Genomic DNA, 13,456 nt, shown 5'->3' on the forward strand with positions numbered 1-13,456 from the left:
AAGGGCAGGACCATGGAGCGTAATGTCACGCTGGATTTTATTCGTGGCGTTGCCATCCTCGGGATCCTGCTTCTCAATATCAGCGCCTTTGGTTTGCCAAAGGCGGCATATCTCAACCCGGCCTGGTCTGGCAGCATTACTTTATCGGATGCCTGGACCTGGGCGGCGCTCGATCTCTTCGCGCAGGTGAAATTCCTCACGCTGTTCGCTCTGCTCTTCGGCGCGGGCCTGCAAATGCTGCTGCCACGCGGAAAACGCTGGATCCAGTCGCGACTCACGCTGCTGGTCTTACTGGGGTTTATTCACGGCTTACTATTCTGGGATGGCGATATCCTGCTGGCGTATGGCTTAATCGGCCTGATCGGCTGGCGGCTGATTCGTGATGCCCCATCGGTAAAAAGCCTGTTTAACACCGGTGCTCTGCTGTATCTGGTGGGGATCGGCGTACTGCTGCTGCTGGGTTCGATTTCTGGGGGGGAAACCAGTCGCGCCTGGACACCGGATGCCTCCGCGTTGCTGTATGAAAAGTACTGGAAGATTAATGGCGGCATGGAAGCGGTGAGTAACCGCGTGGATATGCTGTCAAACAGCCTGCTGGCGCTGGGGGCGCAGTACGGCTGGCAACTGGCGGGGATGATGCTGTTGGGTGCCGCATTAATGCGCAGTGGCTGGCTGAAAGGGCAGTACAGTTTGTCGCATTATCGACGTACAGGTATGCTGCTGGTGGTGACCGGTATAGCAATCAATCTGCCTGCGATTATGCTGCAGTGGCATCTCGACTGGGCGTACCGCTGGTGTGCTTTCCTGCTACAAGCCCCGCGTGAACTGAGCGCGCCGTTTCAGACCATCGGCTACGCTGCGTTGATGTTTGGTTTCTGGCCGCAACTGAGTCGCGTTAAGATTGTTATCGCTATTGCCTGCGTAGGACGCATGGCGCTGACTAATTATCTGCTGCAGACGCTTATCTGCACCACGGTGTTTTATCAGTTCGGTTTGTTTATGCAATTCGACCGGCTGACGCTGCTGTTTTTCGTTATTCCCGTCTGGGCTGTTAACCTGCTTTTCTCCGTCATTTGGCTGCATTTTTACCGGCAGGGCCCGGTGGAGTGGCTATGGCGTCAATTAACCCTGCGTGCTTCAGGGACATCATTGCCGCGAACATCCAGATAACGATCTGGATCACATTCATTAACAAAATGGATGTAACCGCTTTCATTTCTGTGACATGACTCACGCAGTCCTGTACCCCGTGCTGACAAAATACACAGCCTGGGGTGTCCGTGGGCAACCGCAATCTTAAACAGGGCAGTGAATATGGTAACCATACGTGATGTGGCACGGCAGTCTGGCGTTTCTGTAGCGACGGTTTCCCGCGTACTGAATAACAGTGCGTTGGTGAGTCCTGACACCCGTGAAGCGGTAATGAAGGCTGTGACACAGTTAGGCTATCGACCCAATGCCAATGCGCAAGCGCTGGCGACGCAGGTGAGCGACACCATTGGGGTCGTGGTGATGGATGTATCAGATTCGTTTTTTGGTGCATTGGTGAAAGCCGTGGATCTGGTGGCTCAGCAGCACCAGAAATATGTGCTGATTGGCAACAGTTATCATGAAGCTGAAAAAGAACGTCATGCCATCGAAGTCCTGATCCGCCAACGTTGTAATGCCTTGATTGTCCACTCAAAAGCGCTGAGCGATCGCGAGCTAGGCGAGTTTATGGAACACATCCCGGGCATGGTGCTCATCAATCGCATTGTGCCGGGTTACGCCCATCGCTGTGTCTGCCTGGACAATATCAGCGGAGCTAAAATGGCCACCCGCATGCTGCTCAATAACGGTCATCAACGTATTGGCTACCTGGCGTCAAGCCACCGAATTGAAGATGATGCGATGCGCAAAGAGGGCTGGATGAGCGCGTTGCAGGAACACGGTATTACGCCAGCGGAAAGCTGGGTAGGTACCGGTTCACCGGATATGCCGGGGGGCGAATCAGCCATGGTGGAGTTGTTGGGGCGCAATTTGCAGCTGACGGCGGTTTTTGCCTACAACGACAACATGGCTGCCGGAGCGCTGACGGCGTTAAAAGACAACGGCATCGCCATTCCATTACACCTGTCTATCATTGGTTTCGATGATATCCCGATTGCCCGTTACACTGACCCTCAACTGACCACCGTGCGCTACCCCATTGCGTCAATGGCGAAAATGGCGACAGAGCTTGCGCTACAAGGGGCGGCGGGTACGCTGGATCCGGCGGCAACGCACTGTTTTATGCCGACACTGGTGCGACGTCATTCTGTGGCGTTGCGACAGAATGCGGCACCGATCACTAACTGATAATGTCACCTGATGTAACCGCTTTCAATCTGTGAGTAAATTCACAGTATCTTAACAATGCGATAGCTATGATGACACTGTTTGTTGCGCTGTAACTACTATGTAACGGTGAATAATCACTTTCATCGAGGTGTGGGCGTCTTAAACAACAATTAAAGCCTGTTTTTGGAGCGTTGCCAGACACGGAAGAAATATTTTTAAAAGTGAGCTTCGGCGTTCAGTAACAGTTTAGTAACGTTCTGTCCCGCCGAGCATTTATCTCAAGTACTACCCTGCATAATAAAACCGGAGATACCATGAATAAGAAGGTGTTGACCCTGTCTGCTGTAATGGCAAGCATGTTATTCGGTGCGGCTGCGCACGCTGCTGATACCCGTATTGGTGTGACGATTTATAAGTATGACGATAACTTTATGTCTGTGGTACGTAAAGCAATCGAAAAAGATGCCAAAACGGCGCCAGATGTACAGCTGCTGATGAATGACTCCCAGAACGATCAGTCTAAACAAAACGATCAGATTGATGTGTTGCTGGCAAAAGGCGTGAAAGCTCTGGCGATCAACCTGGTTGACCCGGCAGCAGCGGGCACGGTCATTGAGAAAGCACGCGGTCAGAACGTTCCTATCGTGTTCTTCAACAAAGAGCCTTCTCGTAAAGCGCTGGACAGCTATGATAAAGCCTTCTACGTCGGTACTGACTCCAAAGAATCCGGCATCATCCAGGGCGATTTGATTGCTAAGCACTGGGCGGCAAACCCGAACTGGGACCTGAACAAAGACGGTAAAATTCAGTTTGTTCTGCTGAAAGGCGAGCCGGGACACCCGGATGCTGAAGCACGTACCACCTACGTGATTAAAGAGCTGAACGACAAGGGCATTAAAACTGAGCAGTTGCAGTTAGATACCGCTATGTGGGATACCGCTCAGGCGAAAGATAAAGTTGATGCGTGGATGTCCGGTCCAAATGCTAACAAAATTGAAGTCGTTATCGCGAACAACGACGCTATGGCAATGGGTGCGATAGAAGCGCTGAAAGCACACAACAAAACCAGCGTACCGGTATTTGGTGTGGATGCATTGCCAGAAGCACTGGCACTGGTTAAATCTGGCGCAATGGCCGGTACCGTGCTGAACGATGCTAACAACCAGGCGAAAGCGACTTTCGATCTGGCGAAAAACCTGGCAGCCGGCAAAGGCGCAGCGGATGGCACGACCTGGAAAATCGAGAATAAAATCGTTCGTATTCCTTACGTCGGCGTCGATAAAGATAATCTGGCAGAGTTCACTAACAAATAAATACTCCGTCTGTGGGCGCAATTTGGTTGCGCCCTTAATAACACGCTTTGCAAGGCCAACAAGGTATAATTATGGTCAGCACTAATACTCAGTCGTCAGGCGAATACTTGTTGGAAATGAGCGGCATCAACAAGTCCTTTCCGGGCGTTAAGGCTCTTGATAATGTTAATTTAAAAGTCCGCCCACATTCTATTCATGCCTTGATGGGCGAGAATGGTGCTGGAAAGTCGACATTATTAAAATGTCTTTTTGGGATCTATCAAAAAGATTCCGGCAGTATTTTATTTCAGGGTAAAGAAATCGATTTTCATTCTGCTAAAGAAGCGCTTGAAAACGGTATTTCAATGGTACACCAGGAATTAAACCTGGTTTTACAACGTTCTGTGATGGACAACATGTGGCTGGGGCGTTATCCCACCAAAGGCATGTTTGTCGACCAGGATAAAATGTACCGTGATACCAAAGCGATATTTGATGAGCTGGATATTGATATCGATCCGCGTGCGCGTGTCGGTACGTTATCGGTTTCACAAATGCAGATGATAGAAATTGCCAAAGCATTTTCGTATGACGCCAAAATCGTCATCATGGATGAACCGACCTCATCGTTAACCGAAAAAGAGGTTAATCATCTGTTCACCATCATCCGTAAGCTGAAAGAACGTGGCTGCGGTATCGTATATATTTCTCACAAGATGGAAGAAATCTTCCAGTTGTGCGATGAAATCACCGTCCTGCGTGATGGCCAGTGGATTGCCACCCAGCCGCTTGAAGGGCTGGATATGGATAAGATCATCGCCATGATGGTGGGACGTTCGCTGAACCAACGTTTCCCGGACAAAGAGAACACGCCTGGTGAAGTGATTCTTGAAGTACGCAATCTGACGTCGTTACGTCAACCGTCAATTCGTGATATCTCTTTTGATCTGCATAAAGGGGAAATCCTCGGTATTGCCGGTTTAGTCGGCGCAAAACGCACGGATATCGTTGAAACCCTTTTTGGTATTCGTGAAAAATCATCGGGTACGATTACGCTCCACGGCAAAAAAATTAATAACCACAGCGCCAATGAAGCCATTAACCATGGTTTTGCGCTGGTCACGGAAGAGCGCCGTTCAACCGGTATTTATGCCTATCTGGATATTGGATTTAACTCGTTAATCTCCAATATTCAGAACTATAAAAATAAAGTGGGTCTGTTGGATAATTCCCGCATGAAGAGCGATACCCAATGGGTTATTGACTCAATGAGGGTAAAAACACCTGGCCATCGTACGCAAATTGGTTCCCTGTCCGGTGGTAACCAGCAAAAGGTGGTTATTGGTCGTTGGTTGTTAACGCAGCCAGAGATACTGATGCTGGATGAACCCACGCGAGGAATCGACGTTGGTGCAAAATTTGAAATTTATCAGTTAATTGCAGAACTGGCGAAAAAGGAGAAGGGGATTATTATCATCTCCTCTGAAATGCCGGAACTGCTGGGTATTACCGATCGTATTCTGGTTATGAGCAATGGTCTCGTGGCTGGAATTGTTGACACGAAAACAACAACGCAAAACGAAATCCTCCGTCTTGCGTCTTTGCACCTTTAAGATTAGGGGCTCCTCATGAGTGCGTTAAATAAGAAAAGTTTTCTTACTTACCTGAAAGAAGGCGGAATTTACGTTGTTCTTTTAGTTCTGCTGGCCATTATTATTTTCCAGGACCCCACATTCTTAAGTTTACTGAACTTGAGTAACATTCTGACCCAATCCTCGGTGCGTATTATTATCGCGCTGGGCGTAGCCGGACTGATTGTTACCCAAGGTACTGACCTGTCAGCCGGGCGTCAGGTTGGCCTGGCGGCGGTGGTTGCCGCAACGTTGCTGCAATCTATGGAGAACGCCAACAAGGTGTTCCCGGAAATGGCCACTATGCCGATCATCGTGGTGGTACTGATTGTTTGTGCCATCGGTGCCATTATCGGCCTGGTGAACGGTATCATCATTGCTTACCTGAACGTGACGCCGTTTATTACTACCCTTGGTACGATGATCATCGTGTACGGGATCAACTCACTGTATTACGATTTCGTTGGGGCATCGCCTATTTCTGGCTTTGACAGCGGGTTCTCCACCTTTGCGCAGGGCTTTATTGCGCTGGGCAGTTTCCGACTCTCCTACATCACCTTCTATGCGCTGATTGCGGTGGCCTTTGTTTGGGTACTGTGGAATAAGACCCGCTTCGGTAAAAACATTTTTGCCATTGGCGGTAACCCGGAAGCGGCGAAAGTGTCGGGTGTTAACGTTGCGCTGAACCTGCTGATTATCTATGCGCTGTCCGGGGTGTTCTATGCCTTCGGTGGTTTGCTGGAAGCAGGGCGTATCGGCTCGGCAACCAACAACCTCGGCTTTATGTATGAGCTTGATGCCATTGCGGCCTGTGTCGTGGGCGGCGTGTCGTTCAGTGGTGGGGTCGGTACCGTCTTTGGCGTAGTGACCGGTGTGATAATCTTCACCGTCATCAACTATGGCCTGACCTACATCGGCGTGAACCCTTACTGGCAGTACATCATTAAAGGCGGCATTATTATCTTCGCCGTGGCGCTGGACTCACTGAAATACGCGCGTAAGAAGTAACGATAGACAACAAAAAGCCCGGGGCAGAGAAATGACTGCACCGGGCTTTTTGTTACTTGTGTTACAGCGTTACTGCATGTGCTTTCTCACCTGTTTTGAATTTGACCTCGCCTAAATCGATGCAGGCGACCGGACAAACGTGACCACACAGCAAGCAGCCGACGCATTTTTCCGTGTCGCAGTGCGGTGTACGGGTCTGCTCATCCCACTCCATCGCCTGATGTCCTCCGTCATAGCAGGAGATATAGCAGCGTCCGCAGCCGACGCATTTTTCGAGGTTGATATGGGGGTAGACGATGTAACTACGGTCAAGATCTTCAGCCGGAATAATATTGGCATTGGCAAGACCGACCATCTCTTCCAGTGAGTTAAACCCCTGATCGGCAAGATAGTGCGACAGTCCGCTGGTCATATCTTCCACAATACGGTAGCCGTACTGCATGATCCCGGTGGTGACCTGCAGCGTGGCTGCGCCTAACAGCAAGAATTCGGCAGCATCTTCCCAGGTTTCAATACCGCCAATGCCGCTAATCGGGAAATCATGCAGTTCTGGGTGCGAACGCAGTTGTTGGATAAAGCGCAGTGCGATGGGTTTTACAGCCTTGCCGGAATAGCCAGAAATACTGGATTTCCCGTTGACCACCGGCATGCCGATCTTCCGCTTCAGGTCGATATTGGTGATGGATTTTACGGTGTTAATGGTCGCGATACCGTCAGCGCCTCCGTGTTTAGCCGCCAGAGCGACTTCGCACATATCACCGATATTTGGCGTCATTTTGGCTAACATCGGCAGGGAGGAACCGCGTTTAACTGCCTGACAGTATTTCTCAACCAACTCCGGGCTTTGCCCGACATCGCTGCCCATCGCATGTGAAGTCATCTGCGGACACGAGAAGTTGCACTCAATCATATCTGCACCGGCTTCTTCAACCAGTCGTGCCAGCTCCTGCCATTGCTGCTCATTTTCGCCCATGATTGACGCAATCAGCACCTTATCAGGGTAATGTTGTTTCAGTTTACGAATGGCGGCCAGGTTCTCTTCCAGCGGATGTTCGGCAATCTGCTCCATATTCTTGAAGCCAATAAAGCCGGTATCTTCTTTTGTCAGATGGTCAAATCGTGGGGAGACTTCGTTGGCAATAAAAAAACCAATTGTTTTAAACACAATGCCGCCCCAGCCGGTGTCATAGGCTTTGGCGCACATCTCAAAGCAGTTGCCTACCGGAGAAGAAGAGAGGCAAAACGGGTTGGGGAATTTTACGCCGCAAAAGGTAATAGAAAGATCTTTCGTTAACATGAGCAAGCCCCCTCTAAATAGTGATGAATTGCCTGAGCGGCTTCTTTACCGGTTTTCACGGCAGACACCACGGTTTTATCTCCTTTGACAATATCGCCAGCGGCGAAAATAACCGGATCGGCGGTTTGATAATTATGGGTTTCAATAAGATTACGTTGCGCTGTTAACGCGTGAAATGCATCCAACTGCGCGTGTTGGCCGACGGCGAGCATAATATGCTCGGCTTCAAGAGAGAGTTCCCCTGGCAGACGCACGTGTTTAAAGGTGACTTTATTTCCGGCAACCGCTACCGGCGTAAAACCGTCGATGATCGACACGCCTAATGCCTGCGTGCTGGTAAACTCTTTGTCACTGGCGGGAAATTCAGCTAATTCTTCACGAGCGACACAGGTAACTGACGGGCAGCCGAGGAGTTTCAGCGTGCTGGCGACATCCATGGCGACATCGCCCCCGCCGATAATTAACGCACTCTGCGGTAAGGTGATATCACCGTGCGCCTGTCGCACGCGTTGCAGGAAATCGACGGCAATCTCAACGTTATCCGCCTCGTCAAACAATGGCAGGGTGGAACCGTAAGACATCCCAACAGTCACCAGCACGGCGCGATTTTCAGCTTTGAGTTGTTCGACGGCGATCGTGTTGCCGACTTCGCAATCGCACTTGATGGTGACGCCCATTTCAACGATACGAGCAATCTCAAGATCCAAAACAGACTGGGGCAGGCGAAACTCAGGAATGCCAAAGCGTAGCCAGCCACCCGGCTGAGCCTGCTTTTCGTAGATCGTTACGTCATAACCCAGGTTACTCAACGTCACGCTGGCCTGCAACCCAGCTGGTCCTGCGCCGATAATGGCGACTTTGCCTCGTGTTTTGGTTGCCGGTTGATAAATTTTCATCGCCGTCTGCTGTTCAAAATCGGTAATAAAACGTTGCAGGCGTGCAATATCGATCGGTTGATCTATTCCTGAGCGCGTACATCCACGCTGGCATAATTTTTCGGTGGGGCATACCCGGGCACAAATGGCGCCGAGCGCATTATTTTCGCGAATAGTTTCGGCTGCACCCTTAAAATTGCGAAAATAGATGGAGCGGATAAATTTCCCTGGGTCAGTTTGTGCCGGACAATCCTGACTACAGGGGGCATCGTGACATAATAAACAACGCGAGGCCTCTTTTATTGCTAATAAGGGGGTGAAAGCGGGCGTTAGTTCATCCAGATAATTTTGTTGTGGCATCTTTTCTTCCTTAATGCTTGAGTAAATTAAGGCGAACTGTTAATAACAAAATATAAAAATAAAAAAGCCTTTCTTAAGGCTAAGCATTGCAGGAAGAGTATTCTGTGAAAGGTTTCACAAATAAAAGATGGTGTGAGGGAAATGCCGATAAGCAGCATTAATCCCTTATGTTAAAATAGGAATTATTATCATAATATTAGCTATTCTCAAGCGCTAATATTAATAACTGGATTTTATCGATAAAAGATTAAATAAATCACCATGCCAAAAGATAAACATCCGCATCCGGCGTAAACAAGAACGTATGACCAGAATTGCAGCGGTTCTTGATGACGATAGGCATAAACGGGTTCACGGGCGTTCTTCTTTATTTTATCCACCGCACCTGTACGCCAGCCCTTCCAGGCTTCACGAAAACAAAATACAGGGATTAACAGAAAGGCTAAAACGACGAAGAGGGTTTGCACATCCATGCTTATTTTCCTTGTTTCTTTTGTAATTCTAACAATTGTTCAGGCGTGACCGCCGGGTAGCCCTGCGCATCATCCGGAACCTGGTGCAGGGCCGGGATGGGCACCAGCGGACCTAAAAAACGCGGCTCACGTTTAAAAAGATAGAGATCGGCCAGGGCGCCAAAACGTGCGCCAAATTCGCGTACGCGTACGGTCAGCATATCTTTTGGTGACGGTACCGCGTAGCACTGGGCTTGAATGCCCATATGCAGCGCAATAAACAACGCGCGCTCGCAGTGGAATCGCTGAGTGATAATGATGAAATCGTTGGTATCAAATACTTTGCGGGTGCGCACAATGGAGTCAAGTGTACGGAAACCGGCGTAATCAAGCACGATGTCGGCAGGATCGACGCCAGCGGCAATCAGATCTTTACGCATCGTCATCGGTTCGTTGTAGTTTTGCTGGGCATTGTCGCCGCTGAGCAGCAGATAATTCACCTTACCGCTGTTATACGCGTTTAATGCGCCCTGAATACGGTAGCGGTAATACTGGTTAATCACGCCGGTGCGATAGTACTTCGCGGTGCCTAATACCACGCCGACCTGACGGTAGGGTAAATCCTGCAATTCGTCGTAGATATAGGGTGCCGTCTTCCAGCTCATCCATCGGTCGAGGCCAAGCACCGTCAACAGCAGTAAGCCTGACAGGACTAACAAGCTGTAAAACACGCGCTTTAACATGTAGATAACTCGGCAATGGGATGGAATGTTAATCAGGCTACTGTACCCGACGGCGTAGCGCAAGAAACAGCAGTCTGATTGAGGGGATTTTCAGCAATACTGTTTAGATCATGTAGGTCAGATAAGACGCTAACGCGTTGCCATCAGGCTATGGCGATAATGCCTGATGGCGGCGTTGGCTTATCCGGCCTACATGACGACCTTTTTACGCTAGCAAAACGCGCTCGATGTGGTTGCAGCCCAGAGCTTTCAGGGTAGCGGCAGTGGCATCCCACTGGATCAACGGCGCATCGGCTTTTTCTGCCAGTACGGCGCGTTGAATATCCGGGTAATCGTAGCCGTTCAGATTCAACAGGTTTAATGCACCCTGCAGCGGAGGCAGAGTGGGGTTAAAGGCGGCGTTTTCAGCGTAGCTACCGCTGAAGATTTGACCGTCTTTGCATTCCAGTGCCACACCGCTTGGGGCGTTGCTGTACGGCATATGGCAGCGGTTGGCTGCGGCGATCGCCGCCTGCGTCAGCGCGTCACCTTGCAGCACAAAGCCGTGATCCTGCTCATCCATCAGCAATGTTTTGATGTCGAGATCTTTCGGACCAAAAGCATCCGGCAGGTAGTCACGCAGCGCGTGCGGCTCACGACCCGGCAAATGAATGCGTAAATCCAGCCCGCTGTTCAGCTCGTTCATAAACTGACGGCAGTGGCCGCAGGGGGTGTAGTTGACGGTAATGGCGGCAAGTCCCTTTTCTCCGCGCAGCCAGGCGTGACTGATGGCGCTTTGCTCGGCATGAACGGTTTGCTGCATCGTCGCGCCGAGGAATTCCATATTGCTACCAAAATACCAGTTGCCACTGACGCCGCGCGCAATGGCACCAACGTTAAAATGGGACAGATCGGTACGTGCGCAGGCGGCAGCCAGCGGCAGCAGAGCGAATGCCAGCGCGTCTTCGTCCAGTCCCGATTCGCGTTTCAGCAAAGAGACCTGCTCCGCAGTCAACATGGCGGGGAAATGGACATCCGCCAGAAGGGGGGCCAGGGCTGATTGCACGTTACCCGCGAGTTGGGCGAAAGCAGTTTGAAAACGTGGATGCATGGCGATGCCTCATAACAATGTAATGGAATCGTAGTTTACGGGCCTGTTACGGCTTTATGTGTGATCCAAATCTCACTGTGTATGCAACTCATGAAACTTAAATGAAAAATGTGCAACGCATCGCAAATAAATGAACTAAAAATGGCGCTAACCGACTACAGCCAGAATCACCGGGAACAGGAAGGGGGCCACCAGCGAGGTGATGATCCCGCAAATAACCAGTGCCAGGGAACTGAACGCACCTTCCTGGTAATCAAGCTCCGCGCAGCGTGCCGTACCCAGGGCGTGTGACGCGGTCCCCATTGCCAGTCCACGCGCCGCCTTGGTGCGAATGCGCATCGCATTTAACAGTGTGTGGCCAAACACGGCACCCAGGATCCCGACAAAGATGACGCAGACGGCGCTGATAGCAGGAATACCGCCGATGCTACCCCCCACCGCCATGGCGATCGGCGTGGTGACCGATTTAGGCATTATAGATGCGGCAATTTCTGGCGATGCCCCCATCAGTAACGCAATAGTGGTCCCGGTGACCATCGCCACAATGCTACCAGCAAAGCAGATGGCAATAATGGATTTCCAGCGGGCGCGGATTTGGTGCAGCTGTTCGTACAGCGGGTATGCCAACGCGACCACGGCAGGTTGCAGTAAATCGTTCAGCACTTCGCTACCTTTGAAATAGTGATCGTAGGGAATGCCGGTCAGGATCAGAAAAGGAATAATCACCACCATGGCAACCAGCAGCGGGTTCAGCAGCGGCATTTTGATCCGCATTGCCAGCTTACGTGCGCCAAAAAATACCGCCAGCGTGAGGGGTAACGACCACCAGATATACGCCATCATTCTTTTGATCCTTTTTGCCCAACGATTTTGCGTTCACCGTGCACAAGGTGTGAGCTCCAACTCACCACCAGGAAAACGACCAGCGTACTGATGGTGCAGGACACTACGACCGGTCCAAACTGCGCGCGCAGCAAGTCAAAGTACTGCATGATCCCGACGCCAATCGGGACAAACAGCAGCGCCATGTAACGAATCAGGACGTAGCAACCGGGGTTAACCCATTTCGCTGGTAGTATCTGTAATGCCAGCAGAACAAACAGAATCAGCATGCCAATAATGCTACCCGGGATGGTGATAGGCAGCAGTGAGGCAAGAAAAATACCCGTATACAGGCAGGCATAAATCAGGATAAACGCGCGTAAATATTGCCAGATAATGTTCAGTGACTTGCTCATAGTAGAAACCCTTGACGAGACCTATTCATCATACAATTAAACTTAAAAACGTGCTACCGATCACATCATGAATTCTAAGCATAGTGGAAATAGATAACTGGAACATCAGGCAATAGCCCCAATCGACAGGGCGATGCCTGTGTAGTGCTTTGATCTCTTGTACGGAGACGCTACCATAGCGCCTCTCTTTTTTGCAGGTAACAATATGCGTGTTTTACTGGCGCCGATGGAAGGCGTGCTCGACTCACTGGTGCGCGAGCTGCTGACTGAAGTTAATGATTATGATCTGTGCATCACCGAATTTGTGCGCGTGGTGGATCAGCTCCTGCCAGCAAAAGTATTTCATCGGATCTGCCCGGAGCTGCATAACAACAGCCGTACCCCATCCGGCACGCAGGTGCGCATCCAACTGCTGGGGCAGCATCCACAATGGCTGGCAGAGAACGCGGCCCGCGCGGTTGAGCTGGGGTCGTACGGTGTCGATCTGAACTGTGGCTGCCCGTCAAAACTGGTTAACGGCAGCGGTGGCGGCGCAACGCTATTGAAAGATCCTGAACTTATCTATCAGGGGGCGAAGGCGATGCGCGAGGCGGTGCCGGGTCATTTGCCGGTAACGGTGAAAGTGCGCCTGGGCTGGGACAGCAGCGACCGGCAGTTTGAAATCGCCGATGCCGTTCAGCAGGCGGGTGCCAGCGAACTGGCGGTTCATGGCCGCACCAAAGAGCAAGGGTATAAAGCGGAGCATATCAACTGGCAGGCTATCGGTGAGATCCGCCAGCGTCTTACGATTCCGGTTATCGCCAACGGTGAAATCTGGGACTGGCAGAGCGCGCAAAATTGTATGGCGGTCACCGGATGTGATGCGGTGATGATCGGACGCGGGGCGCTAAATATCCCGAACCTGAGTCGGGTGGTGAAATATAACGAACCGCGGATGCCGTGGCCCGATGTGGTGACATTACTGAAAAAATATACCCGTCTGGAAAAGCAGGGTGATACCGGGCTATATCATGTGGCGCGTATTAAGCAGTGGCTGGGATATTTACGCAAAGAATATGCCGAAGCGACGACGCTGTTTCAGGAGATTCGCGCTCTCAATAATTCACCGGATATCGCACGGACGATTCAGGCCATTGAGATTTAACCGGTCA

13 protein-coding genes are annotated in these 13,456 nt (G+C 50.9%); 6 read left to right on the forward strand and 7 right to left on the reverse strand.

The window, feature by feature from the left end; all coding sequences use genetic code 11:
• Positions 1-12: 12 nt before the first annotated feature.
• The 5 genes from yeiB to mglC all read left to right on the forward strand — a co-directional run bounded on the left by yeiB (position 13) and on the right by mglC (position 6,250).
• Positions 13-1,170, forward strand: coding sequence for a DUF418 domain-containing protein YeiB (gene yeiB / locus FDX01_RS12110; RefSeq protein ID WP_117343462.1), 1,158 nt, complete (start codon positions 13-15; stop codon positions 1,168-1,170).
• A gap of 144 nt (positions 1,171-1,314) precedes the next feature.
• Complete coding sequence (galS, locus tag FDX01_RS12115) at positions 1,315-2,337, forward strand: HTH-type transcriptional regulator GalS (RefSeq protein ID WP_096756484.1); 1,023 nt, start codon at positions 1,315-1,317, stop codon at positions 2,335-2,337.
• 296 nt (positions 2,338-2,633) lie between these two features.
• Entirely contained in the window at positions 2,634-3,632 is a 999-nt protein-coding gene (gene mglB / locus FDX01_RS12120; protein ID WP_096756485.1) for a galactose/glucose ABC transporter substrate-binding protein MglB, read from the forward strand.
• 71 nt (positions 3,633-3,703) lie between these two features.
• Complete coding sequence (gene mglA, locus FDX01_RS12125; protein WP_096756486.1) at positions 3,704-5,224, forward strand: galactose/methyl galactoside ABC transporter ATP-binding protein MglA; 1,521 nt, start codon at positions 3,704-3,706, stop codon at positions 5,222-5,224.
• A gap of 15 nt (positions 5,225-5,239) precedes the next feature.
• Positions 5,240-6,250, forward strand: coding sequence for a galactose/methyl galactoside ABC transporter permease MglC (gene mglC, locus FDX01_RS12130; protein WP_115258030.1), 1,011 nt, complete (start codon positions 5,240-5,242; stop codon positions 6,248-6,250).
• A 61-nt stretch (positions 6,251-6,311) separates the two neighbouring features.
• On the opposite strand, the gene preA is transcribed toward mglC, so the two are convergent.
• The 7 genes from preA to FDX01_RS12165 form a co-directional block, all read right to left on the reverse strand.
• Positions 6,312-7,547, reverse strand: coding sequence for an NAD-dependent dihydropyrimidine dehydrogenase subunit PreA (preA, locus tag FDX01_RS12135; protein WP_137399837.1), 1,236 nt, complete (start codon positions 7,545-7,547; stop codon positions 6,312-6,314).
• The gene (locus FDX01_RS12140; protein WP_137399838.1) at positions 7,541-8,782 is read right to left on the reverse strand and encodes an NAD(P)-dependent oxidoreductase; all 1,242 of its coding nucleotides are present in this window, start codon (positions 8,780-8,782) and stop codon (positions 7,541-7,543) included. The genes preA and FDX01_RS12140 overlap by 7 nt, the downstream gene beginning before the upstream one ends.
• 233 nt (positions 8,783-9,015) lie before the next feature.
• Positions 9,016-9,255 carry a DUF2542 family protein gene (locus FDX01_RS12145; RefSeq protein WP_096756490.1) on the reverse strand — a complete coding sequence of 80 codons (240 nt, stop codon included), beginning with the start codon at positions 9,253-9,255 and terminating at the stop codon, positions 9,016-9,018.
• 2 nt (positions 9,256-9,257) lie between these two features.
• Entirely contained in the window at positions 9,258-9,977 is a 720-nt protein-coding gene (gene sanA / locus FDX01_RS12150) for an outer membrane permeability protein SanA (protein WP_096756491.1), read from the reverse strand.
• Between the two features lie 205 nt (positions 9,978-10,182).
• Positions 10,183-11,067, reverse strand: a complete 885-nt coding sequence (cdd, locus tag FDX01_RS12155) for a cytidine deaminase (RefSeq protein ID WP_137399839.1) — start codon at positions 11,065-11,067, stop codon at positions 10,183-10,185.
• Between the two features lie 147 nt (positions 11,068-11,214).
• Entirely contained in the window at positions 11,215-11,910 is a 696-nt protein-coding gene (locus tag FDX01_RS12160; RefSeq protein ID WP_096756493.1) for a CidB/LrgB family autolysis modulator, read from the reverse strand.
• Positions 11,907-12,305 (reverse strand): CidA/LrgA family protein, encoded by a 399-nt coding sequence (locus FDX01_RS12165; RefSeq protein WP_137399840.1) that lies wholly within the window; start codon positions 12,303-12,305, stop codon positions 11,907-11,909. Before FDX01_RS12165 ends, FDX01_RS12160 begins: the two co-directional genes overlap by 4 nt.
• Positions 12,306-12,510: 205 nt before the next feature.
• Here FDX01_RS12165 and dusC point away from each other — a divergent pair, with 205 nt between their 5' ends.
• Positions 12,511-13,449 (forward strand): tRNA dihydrouridine(16) synthase DusC, encoded by a 939-nt coding sequence (gene dusC, locus FDX01_RS12170; protein ID WP_137399841.1) that lies wholly within the window; start codon positions 12,511-12,513, stop codon positions 13,447-13,449.
• The last annotated feature ends 7 nt before the right edge of the window (positions 13,450-13,456 follow it).

The organism is Citrobacter sp. wls613, from assembly GCF_005281195.1.
GTDB classification, from domain to species: domain Bacteria; phylum Pseudomonadota; class Gammaproteobacteria; order Enterobacterales; family Enterobacteriaceae; genus Citrobacter; species Citrobacter gillenii.

Excerpts from the sequence above, each read along its gene's own strand:
- yeiB (WP_117343462.1), top strand. The coding sequence starts at position 13 with ATGGAGCGTAATGTCACGCTGGATTTTATTCGTGGCGTTGCCATCCTC.
- galS (WP_096756484.1), top strand. The coding sequence starts at position 1,315 with ATGGTAACCATACGTGATGTGGCACGGCAGTCTGGCGTTTCTGTAGCG.
- mglB (WP_096756485.1), top strand. The coding sequence starts at position 2,634 with ATGAATAAGAAGGTGTTGACCCTGTCTGCTGTAATGGCAAGCATGTTA.
- mglA (WP_096756486.1), top strand. The coding sequence starts at position 3,704 with ATGGTCAGCACTAATACTCAGTCGTCAGGCGAATACTTGTTGGAAATG.
- mglC (WP_115258030.1), top strand. The coding sequence starts at position 5,240 with ATGAGTGCGTTAAATAAGAAAAGTTTTCTTACTTACCTGAAAGAAGGC.
- preA (WP_137399837.1), bottom strand. The coding sequence starts at position 7,547 with ATGTTAACGAAAGATCTTTCTATTACCTTTTGCGGCGTAAAATTCCCC.
- FDX01_RS12140 (WP_137399838.1), bottom strand. The coding sequence starts at position 8,782 with ATGCCACAACAAAATTATCTGGATGAACTAACGCCCGCTTTCACCCCC.
- FDX01_RS12145 (WP_096756490.1), bottom strand. The coding sequence starts at position 9,255 with ATGGATGTGCAAACCCTCTTCGTCGTTTTAGCCTTTCTGTTAATCCCT.
- sanA (WP_096756491.1), bottom strand. The coding sequence starts at position 9,977 with ATGTTAAAGCGCGTGTTTTACAGCTTGTTAGTCCTGTCAGGCTTACTG.
- cdd (WP_137399839.1), bottom strand. The coding sequence starts at position 11,067 with ATGCATCCACGTTTTCAAACTGCTTTCGCCCAACTCGCGGGTAACGTG.
- FDX01_RS12160 (WP_096756493.1), bottom strand. The coding sequence starts at position 11,910 with ATGATGGCGTATATCTGGTGGTCGTTACCCCTCACGCTGGCGGTATTT.
- FDX01_RS12165 (WP_137399840.1), bottom strand. The coding sequence starts at position 12,305 with ATGAGCAAGTCACTGAACATTATCTGGCAATATTTACGCGCGTTTATC.
- dusC (WP_137399841.1), top strand. The coding sequence starts at position 12,511 with ATGCGTGTTTTACTGGCGCCGATGGAAGGCGTGCTCGACTCACTGGTG.